The 14,068-nt window shown below is 73.8% G+C and carries 13 protein-coding genes; 10 read left to right on the top strand and 3 right to left on the bottom strand.

Annotated features, from left to right (window positions below):
• Positions 1 to 51 precede the first annotated feature (51 nt).
• The 8 genes from AB0K43_RS06340 (at position 52) to AB0K43_RS06305 (ending at position 7,750) form a co-directional block, all read left to right on the top strand.
• Positions 52 to 1,020 carry a hypothetical protein gene (locus tag AB0K43_RS06340; protein WP_363636375.1) on the top strand — a complete coding sequence of 323 codons (969 nt, stop codon included), beginning with the start codon at positions 52 to 54 and terminating at the stop codon, positions 1,018 to 1,020.
• A gap of 64 nt (positions 1,021 to 1,084) precedes the next feature.
• Positions 1,085 to 1,966 (top strand): hypothetical protein, encoded by an 882-nt coding sequence (locus AB0K43_RS06335; protein WP_363636373.1) that lies wholly within the window; start codon positions 1,085 to 1,087, stop codon positions 1,964 to 1,966.
• Positions 1,963 to 2,904 (top strand): hypothetical protein, encoded by a 942-nt coding sequence (locus AB0K43_RS06330; protein ID WP_363636371.1) that lies wholly within the window; start codon positions 1,963 to 1,965, stop codon positions 2,902 to 2,904. The genes AB0K43_RS06335 and AB0K43_RS06330 overlap by 4 nt, the downstream gene beginning before the upstream one ends.
• A complete protein-coding gene (locus AB0K43_RS06325; RefSeq protein WP_363636369.1) occupies positions 2,901 to 3,941 on the top strand; it encodes a hypothetical protein in 1,041 nt (346 codons plus the stop codon). The genes AB0K43_RS06330 and AB0K43_RS06325 overlap by 4 nt, the downstream gene beginning before the upstream one ends.
• A gap of 158 nt (positions 3,942 to 4,099) precedes the next feature.
• Positions 4,100 to 5,104, top strand: coding sequence for an ABC transporter ATP-binding protein (locus AB0K43_RS06320; protein WP_363636368.1), 1,005 nt, complete (start codon positions 4,100 to 4,102; stop codon positions 5,102 to 5,104).
• Complete coding sequence (locus AB0K43_RS06315; protein ID WP_363636366.1) at positions 5,088 to 5,987, top strand: ABC transporter permease subunit; 900 nt, start codon at positions 5,088 to 5,090, stop codon at positions 5,985 to 5,987. Before AB0K43_RS06320 ends, AB0K43_RS06315 begins: the two co-directional genes overlap by 17 nt.
• Before the next feature lie 9 nt (positions 5,988 to 5,996).
• Positions 5,997 to 6,914: an ABC transporter ATP-binding protein gene (locus AB0K43_RS06310; protein ID WP_363636364.1), complete on the top strand. Its 918-nt coding sequence runs from the start codon at positions 5,997 to 5,999 to the stop codon at positions 6,912 to 6,914.
• A 116-nt stretch (positions 6,915 to 7,030) separates the two neighbouring features.
• Positions 7,031 to 7,750: an ABC transporter permease gene (locus AB0K43_RS06305; RefSeq protein WP_363636732.1), complete on the top strand. Its 720-nt coding sequence runs from the start codon at positions 7,031 to 7,033 to the stop codon at positions 7,748 to 7,750.
• Positions 7,751 to 7,786: 36 nt separating this feature from the next.
• Here AB0K43_RS06305 and AB0K43_RS06300 read toward each other — a convergent pair whose 3' ends face one another.
• Both AB0K43_RS06300 and AB0K43_RS06295 read right to left on the bottom strand, forming a co-directional pair.
• Positions 7,787 to 9,034 carry an MFS transporter gene (locus AB0K43_RS06300; protein ID WP_363636362.1) on the bottom strand — a complete coding sequence of 416 codons (1,248 nt, stop codon included), beginning with the start codon at positions 9,032 to 9,034 and terminating at the stop codon, positions 7,787 to 7,789.
• A 74-nt stretch (positions 9,035 to 9,108) separates the two neighbouring features.
• A complete protein-coding gene (locus tag AB0K43_RS06295) occupies positions 9,109 to 9,837 on the bottom strand; it encodes a FadR/GntR family transcriptional regulator (RefSeq protein WP_363636360.1) in 729 nt (242 codons plus the stop codon).
• A 385-nt stretch (positions 9,838 to 10,222) separates the two neighbouring features.
• Between AB0K43_RS06295 and AB0K43_RS06290 the strand changes: the two genes are divergently transcribed.
• A complete protein-coding gene (locus AB0K43_RS06290; protein WP_363636358.1) occupies positions 10,223 to 11,137 on the top strand; it encodes a sporulation protein in 915 nt (304 codons plus the stop codon).
• Between the two features lie 165 nt (positions 11,138 to 11,302).
• Positions 11,303 to 13,090: an LCP family protein gene (locus AB0K43_RS06285; RefSeq protein ID WP_363636356.1), complete on the top strand. Its 1,788-nt coding sequence runs from the start codon at positions 11,303 to 11,305 to the stop codon at positions 13,088 to 13,090.
• Positions 13,091 to 13,218: 128 nt separating this feature from the next.
• On the opposite strand, the gene AB0K43_RS06280 is transcribed toward AB0K43_RS06285, so the two are convergent.
• Positions 13,219 to 14,031 carry an HAD family hydrolase gene (locus AB0K43_RS06280; protein ID WP_363636354.1) on the bottom strand — a complete coding sequence of 271 codons (813 nt, stop codon included), beginning with the start codon at positions 14,029 to 14,031 and terminating at the stop codon, positions 13,219 to 13,221.
• Between the last annotated feature and the right edge of the window lie 37 nt (positions 14,032 to 14,068).

The following is a 14,068-nucleotide window of genomic DNA, read 5'->3' as shown; positions in this document are numbered from 1 at the left end:
GGACCACCAGGCGCGAGCGCGGCACAGTCCGTTCCGCCTGGGGGGAGTCCCTTGACCGTGCCCGAAGACAGCCCTGATGACGCCGGATCGGCCGATGCCGGATCGGCCGACGCCGACCGGCTGACCCCGGCCCCGGCTCCGACCCCCTCGCCGTACGGCGCGGACCCGGCGCACACCCAAGCCCTCGCCGGGCCGGCCGGCCCCGCTGACCCGGTCGACCCGGCTGACCCGGCTGACCCGGCCGACCCGGCCGCCCACCAGCCGCAGCGCGGTCCGGCCCGTGGCGCCCGGGTGGCGCTGGCGGTTGTCGGCCTGCTGGCCGTCACCGCCACCAGCACCGCCGTGACGGTCGCCGTCGGCAAGCCGGACGCCAAGCCGCGCGCCGTCGTCGCCGCGCCCACCGCCGCACCCGCCGCGACCACCTCGGCGAGCCCCTCCCCGAGCGCCACGCCGACCCCGGCCGCCAGCACCCCGCCGCCGCCCGCACCGAAGCCGAGCAGCACCCTGCACGGCACCGTCAGCGGCGACAAGCACGGCGGCGACCTCCGCTACTTCCTGGTCCCGATGCCGGACGGCGCCGAGTCCTACGGGTCCGCGGACGGCGTGCAGTTGAGCACGGACGAGGTGGCCAAGGAGTTCGGCAACGCCGACGAGATGCCGCGCATCCTGAAGTCCTACGGCTACCAGGACGACGCGGCCGAGCGGCGCTACCGCACCGCCGACGGCAAGCAGGAGGTCGAGGTCCGGATGATGCGGTTCAAGAGCCGCGACATGGCGAAGGAGTTCGCCAAGGGCATGACCTTCGACACCGGCGACACCTTCGACATCGACGGCGACGGCGCCGCCCGCGGCATCCTGATGAAGCCCGAACAGGAGGCCTGGACCGGCCAGATGCTCGGGGTCTCCTTCGTCGGCGACGTCGAGTACGAGGTCACCGTCTACGTGAAGGGCACCCCGGACAAGGCCCTGCTGGCGGACGCGATGAGGCGTCAGCGCGAGCGGCTGGCCTCCGGTGGCTGAGCCGCAGCCGGCCGAGCAGCCGGATCCCGTACCTGATGCGACCTCATCTGCCCAGGAGTACCCCGTGACCACCGAGACCCCGGAACCGCCGCCGGTTCCCGAGGCTCCCGCCACACCGCCGACCCCCGCGCCGGACGCCGAGTCCGGCCCCGCGGCCGATGCCGCCGCCGCGGCCGACGCCGTAGCCGCGACCGATGCTGACGCCGACTCCGACGCCGCGACCGAGCCCGAGACGGCGACCGCCGCCGCCGGCCGCCGGATCAGCACCGGCCGGCTGCTGCTCGCCGCCGTGCTGCTCGGCCCGCTGCTCGGCGCGGTCGGCGGCTACGCCGTCCAGGCGAGCCGTCCGCCGACGCCGCTGCCGCCGCTGCAGGTCGGCGCGCCGCACTACCCCGCCACCACCCTGGAGGCCGCTGCCGCCGCGGCCACGCTGCCCAGGCCGCTGGCGGTCGACGGCGACCTCCGCAAGCTGCTGATCAGCAGGCCGGAGGGCACCGAGGCCTGGGACGACTACGGCTACGGCGACGACGCCGGCTGGATGTCCATCGGCGAGAAGGCGCTCTCCTACGGCCTCTCCGACCGGCAGTTCCGCTCGCTGGTCCAGCAGGGCTTCAGGCGGGACGCCTTCCTGGCCTGGAAGAAGGGCGACACCAAGTACCTGGTCGAGCTGGTCCAGTTCGACGACGACTCGAGCCAGTCGGCCGTCTCGGTGGTCAACGACGTGGCGGCGGGCGCACAGCCGCTGGACGGCGGCACCATCAACGGCTCGTACAGCGCGAGCGACAAGCAGTACACCTACGCCGAGAGCACCGAGAAGTACTACCTCGGGGAGGCGGTGGCCCGGCGCGGAAACGTGGCGATGGCGATCTCCGTCTACTCCCCGACCCAGGTCAACGGCGAAGAGCTCAAGGCCCTCGCCAAGCTGCAGTGGGAGCGGCTGGTATGAGTGAGTCCGCAGTGAACCCGGGCACGGCCGAGCCGTCGCCCGCCCCGACCACGGCCCCGGAGCCCTCGGCAGCCCCGCCGGCCCCGGCGGCCCCGGCCGCACCCGCCGTCGGCGACCCGTCCGCGGCGCCGTCCGCCGCCCCGCTCACCGAGCCGTCCGCCGCGCCGCCCACCGAGCCGTCCGCTGCTGAGCCGCGCGGCACCTCGCGTACGGGCTTCGCCGTGCGGGCCGGCGCCGCCGTGGTGGCCGCCGCGCTGGTCGGTGTCGGGCTGGGCCTGGGCATCATCAAGGTCCGCTACGACCAGGACCCGGCCCCAGCGGCCGCTGCCCCGGCGCCGACCGCGACCGCGTCCCCGAGCCCGTCCTTCGGCGCCAAGTCCAACGGCAGCCACTTCGGTTCGATGCGCGACCTGCTGCTGCCGGTGCCCACCGGCTACAAGCTGGGCCCGGACTCCGGTGCCTACGGCAACGACACCGAGCTGACGGACGACCAGCGCAAGGCGTGGGTCGAGGACGACGTCCGGGCCCTGCCGCCGAAGCTCCAGGACATGGTGCGCAAGGTCTGGGAGGACACCCCGCTCAAGGGCGGGGGGGTCCGCAGCCTGGTGTCCGGCGACAACGGCATGGTGGTGACGGTCTGGCTGCTGCAGTACCACCAGGAGGCCGTCAAGGCCGACAACGCCTGGGCCGCGGCGCTCGGTTCGGACTCCGGGCTGTTCCGGGTCGGCCCGGACGTCCCCGGGCACACCGAGGCGCACTGCTACCTCCCGTACATGCCGCCGGGCTCCCTGGTGGACACCCTGTCCTGCTCCGCGGCCGAGGGGGACCTCCGCGTGGTGGTACGGGTCGAAGGGGTCGCCCCGCTGCCCAAGGACAAGGTCGTCACCCTCTTCACCCAGCAGCTCGACCGGCTGGCCCGCCCTGGAGCGTCCGTATGACCGACACCACCGCACCCGAGCCGGACCGGCGGCCGGCCGCGGCCGCCGACGCGGCAGCCACCGCAGCCGCCGAGCCGCAGCCTGCACCGGCGGCCCCGCCGGCCGACCCCTGGGCCGCCCCGGCGCAGATCGGCCATCCCGCCCTGGACGCCTGGTCGCTGCCGATGGAGGCCGTCCTGGCCGAGCAGGCCCGCCGGCCCCGCCGCGCGGCGATGCTGCGCTGGGGCGGCGCCGCGCTGATCCTGGTGCTCACCGGCACCGCGGCGGCCGTCGCCGTCACCCTGCCGGACCGCACCAGCCTGCCGGGCCTGCGGACCCCCAACGACGGCCGGTACGCCTTCCCGCAGCTGACCCTGCCGCCGCTTCCCCCGGGCAAGGCCGAGCCCGCCAAGGCCGGTCTGCACCGCCACTACGCGGACCTGCGGCAACTGCTGCTGCCCGCGCCGGCCGGCGCCGAACTGGAGCAGGCCGCCCCGGCGCCGAGCAGCTCCGCGAGCCCCGCCGCCGCCACCCCCGCCCCCACCGCGAGCTCCGCGAGCCCCACCCCGGGCGACGGCGCGAGCGTCACCGCGAGCCCGACGGCCGGGGCCACGCCCTCGGCCGCCTGGGCCGAGTGCAACGACTTCGCGGCCGGCGACAAGAACGCCCCGAAGGTCACCGCGGCGCTGCTGGAGAGCGCCTGCCGGGCGGCCACCAAGCGGGTCTGGACCGGACCCGACGGCACCCGGACCGAGATCTGGCTGCTGCGGTTCGGTTCCAACTCCGAGGCCAACCGCTTCTACGAGCGTTCCGCCACCAAGACGGAGCCCGCCGGGACCGGCCCGCTCAAGCGCTCCGACCTGGTCTTCACGTCCATGCCCGGGGTCGCCTCGCAGGCCCGCGCCGGCGACCGGAAGGCGAACGGGAGCCCGGTCGCCGAGGCGGCCGACATCGCGGCGGGCGACGTGGTGGCCCGGATCGTGATGACCAACCCCGCCGGGGTGCCCGAGCAGGCCTTCCGGCAGGTGGCCGTGCTCCAGGCCGACCTGCTGGCCTGACCGAGGCCCGCGCGCGGGCCGGAACGAGAGCCTGGACCGACGTCGACGGCCGGGCCCGCCCCTAGGGGCAGGCCCGGCCGCGTCATCCTGGAGGACTACGAAAGCCTCAGCATCCCAGCTCATGCCAGGGGCACCGGCCGCCCACTACGTTGGTGCACGTGTCCACTGTCATCAAGACGGACGGCCTCACCAAGAGGTTCCCCCGGGTCACCGCTCTCGATCAGCTCACCGTGGAGGTGCAGCCCGGGGTGGTCGGCCTGGTGGGTGCGAACGGGGCGGGCAAGTCCACACTCATCAAGATCCTGCTGGGGCTCGCCCCGGCCACCTCCGGCACCGGTCAGGTCCTCGGCCTGGACATCGCCACCGAGGGCCCGGCCATCCGCGAGCTGGTCGGCTACATGCCCGAGCACGACTGCCTCCCGCCCGACGTCTCGGCCACGGAGTTCGTGGTCCACATGGCGCGGATGTCCGGCCTGCCGGCCGCCGCCGCCCGCGAGCGGACCGCGGACACGCTGCGCCACGTCGGCCTCTACGAGGAGCGCTACCGCCCGATGGGTGGCTACTCCACCGGCATGAAGCAGCGGGTCAAGCTGGCCCAGGCCCTCGTCCACGACCCCCGGCTGGTGCTGCTCGACGAGCCGACCAACGGCCTCGACCCGGTCGGCCGGGACGACATGCTGGCCCTGATCCGCCGGATCCACTCCGACTTCGGCATCTCGGTCCTGGTCACCACCCACCTGCTCGGCGAGCTCGAACGCACCTGCGACCACCTGGTGGTGATCGACGGCGGCCGGCTGCTGCGCTCCTCCTCCACCGCCTCGTTCACCGAGGCCACCCAGCTGCTCGCCGTGGAGGTCACCGACCACCCGGACGACCTGACCCTGGACGCCGACCGGGCGGTGAGCGAGCGGCTCGCCGCCGCCGGGCTCACCGTCCGCCCGGACGGCTCCCGGCTGCTGCTGGTCGAGATGGCCGGCGAGGACACCTACGACACCATCCGCGACACCGTCGCCGGTCTCGGCCTCGGCCTGGTCAGGCTGGAGCAGCGTCGCCACCGGGTCGCCGAGATCTTCACCACCGGGCCCGCCGAGGAGCCGTCCGACGCGCTCGCCGGGGCCGCCGACCAGCAGGCAGGAGGTGCTCACGATGTCGTTGCCTCCTGAGCCGAGGACCGCGCCCGACAGCGGTGTCATCCACAACATCGGCTACCGCGGCTACCAGGGCCCCCGGCTCGGCCGCTCGTACGCCACCCGCTCGCTGTTCGTGCAGAGCCTGCGCGGCGCGTACGGGCTCGGCCGCTCGGGCCGGTCCAAGGTGCTGCCGATGCTGATCCTCGCCACGCTCGGCGCGGTGGCCCTGATGACCGTGACACTGACGATCATGTCGGGCCTGCAGCGCCTCCCGCTGGACTACCCCCGGTTCCTCAGCAGCCTCGGCCTGCTGGTCACCATCTTCCTGGCCGCCCAGGCCCCCGTGCTGATCTCCCGCGACCTGCGGCACAACACCGTCCCGCTGTACTTCTCCCGGCCGATCACCCGGAGCGACTACGTACGGGCCAAGTTCGCCGCGATGACGGTGGCGATGCTGATCCTCATGCTGGTCCCGCTGGTGGTGCTCTACGCCGGAGCCCTGCTCGGCAAACTGCCCTTCGGGACCAACACCGCGCACTTCCTCTACGGCGTGGCCACGGCCGTCCTGTACGCGGTGCTGTACGCGGCGATCGCCCTGCTGATCGCCGCGTCCACCCCCCGGCGCGGCTTCGGGGTGGCGGCGATCATGGGCGTGCTGGTGGTCTCCAACATCCTGGCCACCATCGTCCACGAGATCGGCCGGTCCTCCGGCGGCGGTGCCGACTCGGCCGGCTGGGTCGCGATGATCTCCCCGGACATGCTGGTGGAGAGCCTCACCAACCAGCTCTTCGACCTGGGCGGGGCGAGCGACATCCGGCCGCCGGGCACCTTCGCCGCCGTGGTCTTCGGGGTGGAGATCGTCGCCGTGGTGGCCCTCTCCTACCTGTCCCTGCTCCGCCGCTACCGGAAGATCTGAGAGCCCGTCATGGCCGTCATCACGATCGACAAGGTCTCCCGCTGGTTCGGCAACGTGGTCGCCGTCAACGACATCAGCATGGAGATCGGCCCCGGCGTCACCGGCCTGCTCGGCCCGAACGGCGCCGGCAAGTCCACCCTCATCCACATGATGAGCGGCTTCCTCGGCCCGTCCGCCGGCGAGGTCACCCTGGACGGCGCGCCGATCTGGCGCAATCAGGAGGTGTACCGGCAGATCGGCCTGGTGCCCGAGCGGGAGTCGATGTACGACTACCTGACCGGCTGGGAGTTCGTCCTGGCCAACGCCGAACTGCACGGCCTGCCCGACCCCGGCGGGGCCGCCCGCCGCGCCCTCGCGCTGGTCGAGATGGAGCACGCCCAGGACCGCCGGACCGGCACCTACTCCAAGGGCATGAAACAGCGCGTCAAGATGGCGTCCGCCCTGGTCCACGACCCGGCCGTACTGCTGCTCGACGAGCCCTTCAACGGCATGGACCCGCGCCAGCGGCTCCAGCTGATGGAGCTGCTCCGGGGCTTCGGCGCGGAAGGCCGTACGGTGCTGTTCTCCTCGCACATCCTGGAGGAGGTCGAGCAACTCGCGCGCCACATCGAGGTCGTGGTGGCCGGCCGGCACGCCGCTTCCGGCGACTTCCGCAGGATCCGCCGGCTGATGACCGACCGTCCGCACCGCTACCTGGTGCGCTCCAGCGACGACCGCCGGCTGGCGGCCGCCCTGATCGCGGACGGCTCCACCGCCGGGATCGAACTCGACCCGCAGGAGAAGGCGCTGCGGATCCAGGCGGTCAACTTCCAGGGCTTCACCACCCTGCTGCCGAAGGTCGCCCAGCAGGCCGGCATCCGGCTGTACACCGTCTCCCCGGCGGACGAGTCGCTGGAGAGCGTCTTCTCCTACCTCGTCTCCTCCTGAGCCCGGGCACCCGGGCACCCGATCCGAGCCCGCTCCGAGCCCGCTCCGGGCCCGCTCCGAGCCCGAGCGCCGGACCCCACCGGCCGTCAGAACACCCGCCAGAAGGGCTGGAACCCATCGTGAACCCGACCGTCGCCAGGCTGACCGTGCGCGGCCTGCTCGGCCGCCGCCGCGGCGTCCTGCTGCTGGTGGTCCCCGCCGTGCTGCTGGCGATCTCGCTGCTCGCCCGCAGCGCCGGCCAGGACCGGCACGACCTGGCCGTCAACATCCTCGGCCAGCTCGCGCTGGGCACCCTGGTCCCGATCCTCGGCCTGGTGGTCGGCACCGGCGTGATCGCCACCGAGATCGACGACGGCTCGATCGTCTACCTGCTCTCCAAGCCGCTGCCCCGCTGGCAGATCATCATCACCAAGCTCACCGTGGCGATCGCCACCACCTGGGCCTTCGCCGCCGTGCCGACCCTGCTGGCCGGGCTGATCCTCTACGGCACCCAGGACGGTCTGGCGGTCGGCTACGCGGTCGGCGCGCTGGCCTCCGGAGCCGTCTACAGCGCCCTGTTCCTGCTGTTCGGCGTCGTCACCCGGCACGCCGTCGTGGCCGGCCTCGGCTACGCGCTGGTCTGGGAGAGCCTGGTCGGCAACTACGTCGAGGGCGCCCGCACGCTGAGCATCCAGCAGTGGGGCCTGTCGGTGGCGAAGTCCATCGCGGGGGAGGGCGCGATCAGCGCCGACGTCGCCCTCGGCACCGCCGTCCCGCTGCTGATCCTGGTCGCCCTCGGCGCCACCGTGCTCGCCTCGGTCAAGCTGGCCGGGCTCACCCTCGTCGCGGAGGAGTGAGCCCGGGCGCCGGCCACGAGACCGCGGCCCCGGCGGTCACAGGGTGCGGTTGCGCCCCGCGCCCCAGCCCGCCACCGCGGCCGCGCCGGCCAGCGCCAGCATCAGCGCCAGCGGCACGGTCCAACCGCCCGTCAGCTGGTGCAGCGCACCCGCGCCGACCGGCCCGCAGGCCGCCACCAGGTAGCCGACGGCCTGGCTCATCCCGCCGAGCCGGGCCGCCCCCGCCGGGGTGTCGGTCCGCAGCACGATGAACGCCAGCGCCAGCCCGAACGAACCGCCCTGCGCGACCCCCAGCACCGCCGCCGCGGCCCACGCCCCGGACACCGGCGCGAGCAGCAGCAGGGCGATGCCGGCCGCGTTCAGCCCGGCCATCGCCACGGCCAGCCCGCGCTGCCGGGTCATCCGGCCGGCCAGCAGCGGCACCAGGAAGGCGCCGGCCACCTGCAGCAGGTTGCTGAAGGCGAACACCAGGCCGGCCTCGCCGCGGTCCATCCCGTGGTCGGCCAGGATCGTCGGCAGCCACGCCACCAGGATGTAGACCAGCAGCGAGGAGACCCCCATGAAGCCGCTGATCTGCCAGGCCAGCGGCGAGCGCCAGATCCCGTCGGTGGGCCGGCCGGCCGGTGCGGCCGGGCTGACCGCGCCGGGCCGGGCGGCCCCGGCCGCCTGCCGGGACCGCAGCACCTGCGGCAGCCAGGCCAGCGCCGCCACCACGGCCAGCAGCGACCAGGCCCCGAGCGAGGCCTGCCAGCCGCCGCCGAGCGCCTGCTCCAGCGGCACCGACGAGGCGGCCGCCAGGGTGGCGCCCACCAGGGTCGCCGTCGAGTACAGGCCGGTGGCGGCGGCCGCCCGGGCCGGGAACTCACGCTTCACCAGGCCCGGCATCGACACGTTCAGCACCGCGATCGCCACCCCGATCACCACGCAGCCCAGGTAGAGCGCCAGCGCGGAGGGCAGCACCCGGACCAGCACACCGGCGCCCAGCGTGAGCACCGCGCCCAGCACCACCCGCTCGGTGCCGAACCGCCGGGTCAGCCGGGGCGTGAGCGGTGCGCCGACGCCCTGGAACAGCGCCGGCACGGTGGTGATCAGGCCGCTGGCCGTCGCGGACAGGTGGAAGGTCTGCTGGATCTCCGCCAGCACCGGCGCGACCGCCGCCAGGCAGGCCCGCATGTTCAGCGCGACCAGCACGATGCCGGTCAGGAACAGCGCGGGGTGGGCGAGCTTGGTGCGGGTACGGACCGAGGGAATGGCAACCGGCTGCTGGGCCCGGGTGACCGACATGACGAGGTGCTCTCTCTGAAACGGGGGAAGACTGCGGCGGACGGAGTGCGGCAAGGGCCGGGAACGGCCCCGGCTCACTTCCGGGCGGCGATGGCGGCGAGCAGCTGCTCCACGGCGGCCGTCGGCTCCGCGAGCAGCGCCCGACACGCGGCCTCGGCCCGCTCGGGGTCGCCGCTCTCGATCGCCGCGACCAGCGCCTCATGGGTGGCGATCACCACCTCGGGCATCTCGTGGTCGCCGAACGCCGCCCGCATGGACTCCCGCACCGAGGCGCCGAAGTACCGGTAGACCTCGGTCAGCGCCGGGTTGTGCGCGGCCTCGACCACGGCGGTGTGGAACTCCAGGTCGTGCTCGACCGTCGCCTCCCGGCCGGCCCGCTCGGGGTGGGCGGCCAGCACCTCGGCCTCCCGGGCCAGCGCCGACCGCATCCGGGCGATGTCCTGCGGGGTGTGCCGGACGGCGGCCAGCCGGGCCGCCTCGGCCTCCAGGGCGGCCCGTACCTCCAGCACGTCCCGGACCCCGGAGCGCTGCACACCGCGCAGCACGGCGGCCGGGTCGCTGGTGCTCCGGACGAAGGTGCCCTCGCCCTGCCGGGAGACCAGCATGCCGGCGTGCGCCAGCACCCGGATCGCCTCCCGCACGGTGTTGCGGCCGACCCGCATCCGTTCCGCCAGCTCGTGCTCGCTCGGGATCTTCGAGCCCACCGGCCAGGCCCCCGCGCTCAGCTGCTCCCGCAGCTGCTCGATCGCAGCGTCCACCAGGGAGCGCCGGCCGGCGGCCTGCAGTCCGTCGTTGCCGGTCACGGGCGTGTCCTTCCAGGGCGGGCGGCGGGTACGGGGTCGATCGGCAGTCATCCTACAAGTGCTTGCCCGGTCATCCTACAACTGCCTTCATCGTCAAGCGCTGGCGCCGCATCCCCCGTCCGGGTTCTGCTCCGGCTCCCGGTTGACGCCGGTGGTCCGCAGGAGGCCCCGAGGGGCTGTCCTCGGGGCCACAGCCTGCGGCGACGGCGGCGGACGGCCCCGGCCGCACCGTCCCGCCCGGCCCGGTCCGGCCGGCCCGAACGTAGAGTCCTCCCCGATCCGTTGACACAGGTGGCGGGAACCGCCCAAGCGCGGGCTGCGTTTCTCCGATCGCCCCTGTCCGCATTCCGCTGCCCGCCTTCCACCCGTCCTGGAGTCAGACCTCATGGTGTTCAAGAAGCTGCTAGGCGCGCTCGGAGTCGGTGGCCCCACCGTCGACACGGTGCTGTCCACGCCGGTCGTCCAGCCCGGCCGGCCGCTCCAGGGGCAGGTGCACCTGGTCGGCGGGACGCAGGACGCCGAGGTCACCGGGATCACACTGACCCTGGTCGCCCGGGTGGAGATCGAGCACGAGGAGGGGGAGAGCACCGGCCTGTCCCCGTTCGCCCGGTACGCGGTCGGCGCACCGTTCCGGCTGGCCGCCGGCGAGCGGCGTTCGGTCCCGTTCAGCGTGACGGTGCCGTACGAGACCCCGATCACCAGCTTCGCCGGCTGGCAGCCCCCCGGCATGGCCGTCGGCGTGCGGACCGAGCTGGAGATCAGCGGCGCCCGCGACAAGAGCGACGCGGACCCGCTCGGGGTGGCCCCGCTGCCGGTGCAGCAGCGCGTCCTGGACGCCTTCACCGCACTCGGCTTCCGGCTGCGCAGCGCCGACCTGGAGGCCGGGCACATCCGCGGCAGCGCCCAGCGGCTGCCGTTCTACCAGGAGATCGAGTTCGCGGCCGCACCGCAGTACGCGACGCTCTGCCACGCGGTCGAGCTGACCTTCCTCGCCACCGAGGCCGGCACCGAGGTGGTGCTGGAGTTCGACAAGCGCGGCGGCGACGTCATCCACCGCCACCAGCTGGAGCACGCGGCCGCGGAGCAGGACCTCACCGCCGTGGTCGAGGGCTGGCTCCAGCAGGTGGCCGCCGGCTACGGCGGGCACGGCGGCCATGGCAGCCACGGCGGCCATGGGCATGGCGGGCACGGTGGGCACGGCTTCGGGTCGGCAGCCGCCGGCGCCGCGGCGGGCCTGGTCGGCGGCCTGGTCCTCGGCGAGGTCGCGGAGGAACTGATCGAGGACTTCTTCGAGGGCTGACGGCCCTTGGAGGCACCCGCGGACCAGGCTGAGACGGGCATCTCAGGCCCAGCCCGTGACTCCACAATGATGCCTTTATATGCTCCGCAGAAGTTCTACGCGTCGGTACTGCACTCGGTGCGCTGCTGAGGCTTCGTGTTGCTGCCGTCGGTGAAGGGTGTACGCATGGCAGGCCAGAGGGCGGGGGCGTCCGACCAGGACGCCGGCTGGTGGCGCGACGACGCCCCGGACCAGGGCGGCGACTACCGGGACGACGCCCCGCACCGGGACGACGCCCCACCCTCCGGCGCTCCCTCCGTGGTCGGGCAGCGGCGGCGCAGACCCGAGCAGGGCGAGAGCGAGCAGCCCCGCTCCGGTGGCCGGGCCGAGGCCCGCCGGGCCCAGCAGGGCCGGGGCGGCTCCGGCGGTGGCCCGGGCACCCCGCCGCCCGGTGGCCGCGCGGCCGCCCGCGGGCGCAAGAAGCCGCGCAGCAAGAAGAAGTACATCGCCTGGATCTCGGTCGGCGCGGTCGCCCTGGTCGCCGCCGCCGGTGGCGCCGTCTACCTCAAGCTCAACGGCAACATCCAGTTCTTCGGCAACGACCAGCTGAGCTCCGACCGGCCGCCGGCCGCCGCCCCGGACGCCCAGGGCCGGACGCCGATCAACGTCCTGCTGATCGGATCGGACTCCCGGGACGGCAGCAACCGCGACCTCGGCGGCGGCGAGGACGGCGGCGCCCGTTCCGACACCACGATGCTGCTGCACGTCTACGCCGACCACAAGCACGCCGTCGGCGTCTCCTTCCCCCGCGACGCCCTGGTCGACATCCCGCCGTGCAAGCTGCCCAGCGGCAAGTGGACCAAGCAGCAGACCGGGGTGATGTTCAACAGCGCCTTCTCGGTCGGCAACTCCGACCAGGGCAACCCGGCCTGCACCCAGAACACGGTCGAGAAGCTCACCGGCATCCGGGTCGACCACACCATCGTGGTCAACTTCTCCGGCTTCGCGTCCATGACCAGTGCCGTCGGCGGCGTCAACGTCTGCCTGCCGAACGCGATCTACGAGGGCGACCTCAACCCCAACCTCGGCCACAAGGGCAAGCAGCTCTACCCGAAGGGCGAGCAGAAGGTCGAGGGCCAGGCCGCGCTGGACTACGTCCGACTGCGGCACGGCATCGGAGACGGCTCCGACATCGGCCGGATGAAGCGTCAGCAGGCCTTCATGTCCTCGCTGATCAAGCAGGTCAAGGGCGCGGGGATGAACCCCACCACGCTGCTCCCGCTGGCCGACGCCGCCACCAAGTCGCTGCTGGTGGACGAGGGACTCAACAGCGCGGCCAAGCTGCTGTCCTTCGCGATGTCGATGAAGGACATAGACCTGCACAACATCAAGTTCCTGACCACCCCGTGGAAGTTCGACAAGGAGCGGGTCGCGCTCGTCTACCCCGACGTGACCCAGCTCTGGACGGCGCTGAAGGCCGACCGCACGCTGGACGGCGAGGACGCCAGCGGCGGCACCGCCGCCCCGGCGGAGAGCGCCCCGGCCAGCCCCAGCCCGGCCGCGGAGGCACCGGCGCCCGGCACGGTGAAGGGCGCGGGCATCAAGGTCGGCGTCTTCAACGGCACCACCACCGCGGGCCTGACCACCAAGGCGTCCGCCGCGCTGAAGGCGTCGAAGTTCACCGTCACCGCGACGGCCAACGCCGCCCAGCAGAACCACGCCACCACGGTGGTCCAGTACGGCCCCGGCGAGAAGGCCAACGCCCAGACGGTGGCCTCGCTCTTCCCCGGTGCCACCCTGGAGGCCGGCACCAAGGCGGGCATCAGCCTGGTGCTCGGGCAGGACTACGCCGCCGCGAACGGGGGCGCGGCCGCGGGCGGCGGCTCGACGGCCCCCGGTCCGCTGCCCAGCTCGGTCGCCCAGGAGGCCCGCTCGGCCGACGACGACCCCTGCTCCAACGTCTCCTTCGGCTGACGGCCCCGGGCCGTCCGGGCTTCCGGCTTCCGGGCTCCCCGAACGGCAGCGGGCGCCGCACTCCTCGGAGTGCGGCGCCCGTCGCCGTGATTGTGGACGCCTGCTGTCAGGCGTCGTCGTCCCAGCCGTCAGGCGGTGCCGAACAGCCGCTCCAGGACGGCCGCCACGCCGTCCTCGTCGTTGCTCACCGTCACCTCGTCGGCGACCGCGCGCAGTTGCTCGTGCGCGTTGGCCATCGCCACCCCGTACCCGGCCCAGTTGAGCATCGGGATGTCGTTGGGCATGTCGCCGAACGCGATCGTCTGCGCGGCCGTCGCCCCGAGCCGGCGGGCGGCGAGCGAGAGGCCGGTGGCCTTGGTCAGGCCGAGCGGCAGTATCTCGACGATGCCCGGACCGGCCATGGTCACCCCGACCAGGGTGCCGGCCACCCGGTGCGCGACCTCGGCGAGCGCGTCGTCGCCGAGCTCGGGGTGCTGGACGTAGAGCTTGCTGATCGGGGCGGTGAGCAGCTGATCGGCGGCCACCCGGCGGACCGGCAGGTCCGAACCGATCTTCAGCTGGTAGCCCGGGGCCGCCAGCACCTCGCCGTCCAGGCCGTCCTGGTTGGCGGCCACCACCAGCGGGCCGATCTCGGCCTCGATCTTGGCCAGCGCCAGGGCGGCCAGCTGCCGGTCCAGGGTGAGTGAGGTCAGCAGCTTGTGCGCCCCGGCGTCGTACACCTGGGCACCCTGCCCGCAGACCGCCAGGCCGGTGTAGCCGATCTCGTCGAAGACCGGCCGGGCCCAGCCGGCCGAGCGGCCGGTCACGATGATGTGCCGGGCGCCGGCCGCGGTGGCGGCGGCCAGCGCGGCCAGGTTGCGCGCGGACACCGTCTCGGCGGTGTTCAGCAGCGTGCCGTCCAGGTCGGTGGCGACCAGCCGGTACGGCAGGTCGCCACCCACGGCGCCCGGAGGGTTCTCGGAAGAGGAGGCGGGGCTG

Origin of the sequence: Kitasatospora sp. NPDC049258, from assembly GCF_040678895.1 — a bacterium.
GTDB lineage: Bacteria > Actinomycetota > Actinomycetes > Streptomycetales > Streptomycetaceae > Kitasatospora.
The sequence above is the reverse complement of the archived record's forward strand: the minus strand, read 5'-3'. Positions and strand labels throughout refer to the sequence as shown.

Bases quoted from the DNA above. Each gene is read 5' to 3' on its own strand.
- AB0K43_RS06330 (WP_363636371.1), top strand. From the start codon at position 1,963: ATGAGTGAGTCCGCAGTGAACCCGGGCACGGCCGAGCCGTCGCCCGCC.
- AB0K43_RS06285 (WP_363636356.1), top strand. From the start codon at position 11,303: ATGGCAGGCCAGAGGGCGGGGGCGTCCGACCAGGACGCCGGCTGGTGG.
- AB0K43_RS06315 (WP_363636366.1), top strand. From the start codon at position 5,088: ATGTCGTTGCCTCCTGAGCCGAGGACCGCGCCCGACAGCGGTGTCATC.
- AB0K43_RS06290 (WP_363636358.1), top strand. From the start codon at position 10,223: ATGGTGTTCAAGAAGCTGCTAGGCGCGCTCGGAGTCGGTGGCCCCACC.
- AB0K43_RS06325 (WP_363636369.1), top strand. From the start codon at position 2,901: ATGACCGACACCACCGCACCCGAGCCGGACCGGCGGCCGGCCGCGGCC.
- AB0K43_RS06300 (WP_363636362.1), bottom strand. From the start codon at position 9,034: ATGTCGGTCACCCGGGCCCAGCAGCCGGTTGCCATTCCCTCGGTCCGT.
- AB0K43_RS06310 (WP_363636364.1), top strand. From the start codon at position 5,997: ATGGCCGTCATCACGATCGACAAGGTCTCCCGCTGGTTCGGCAACGTG.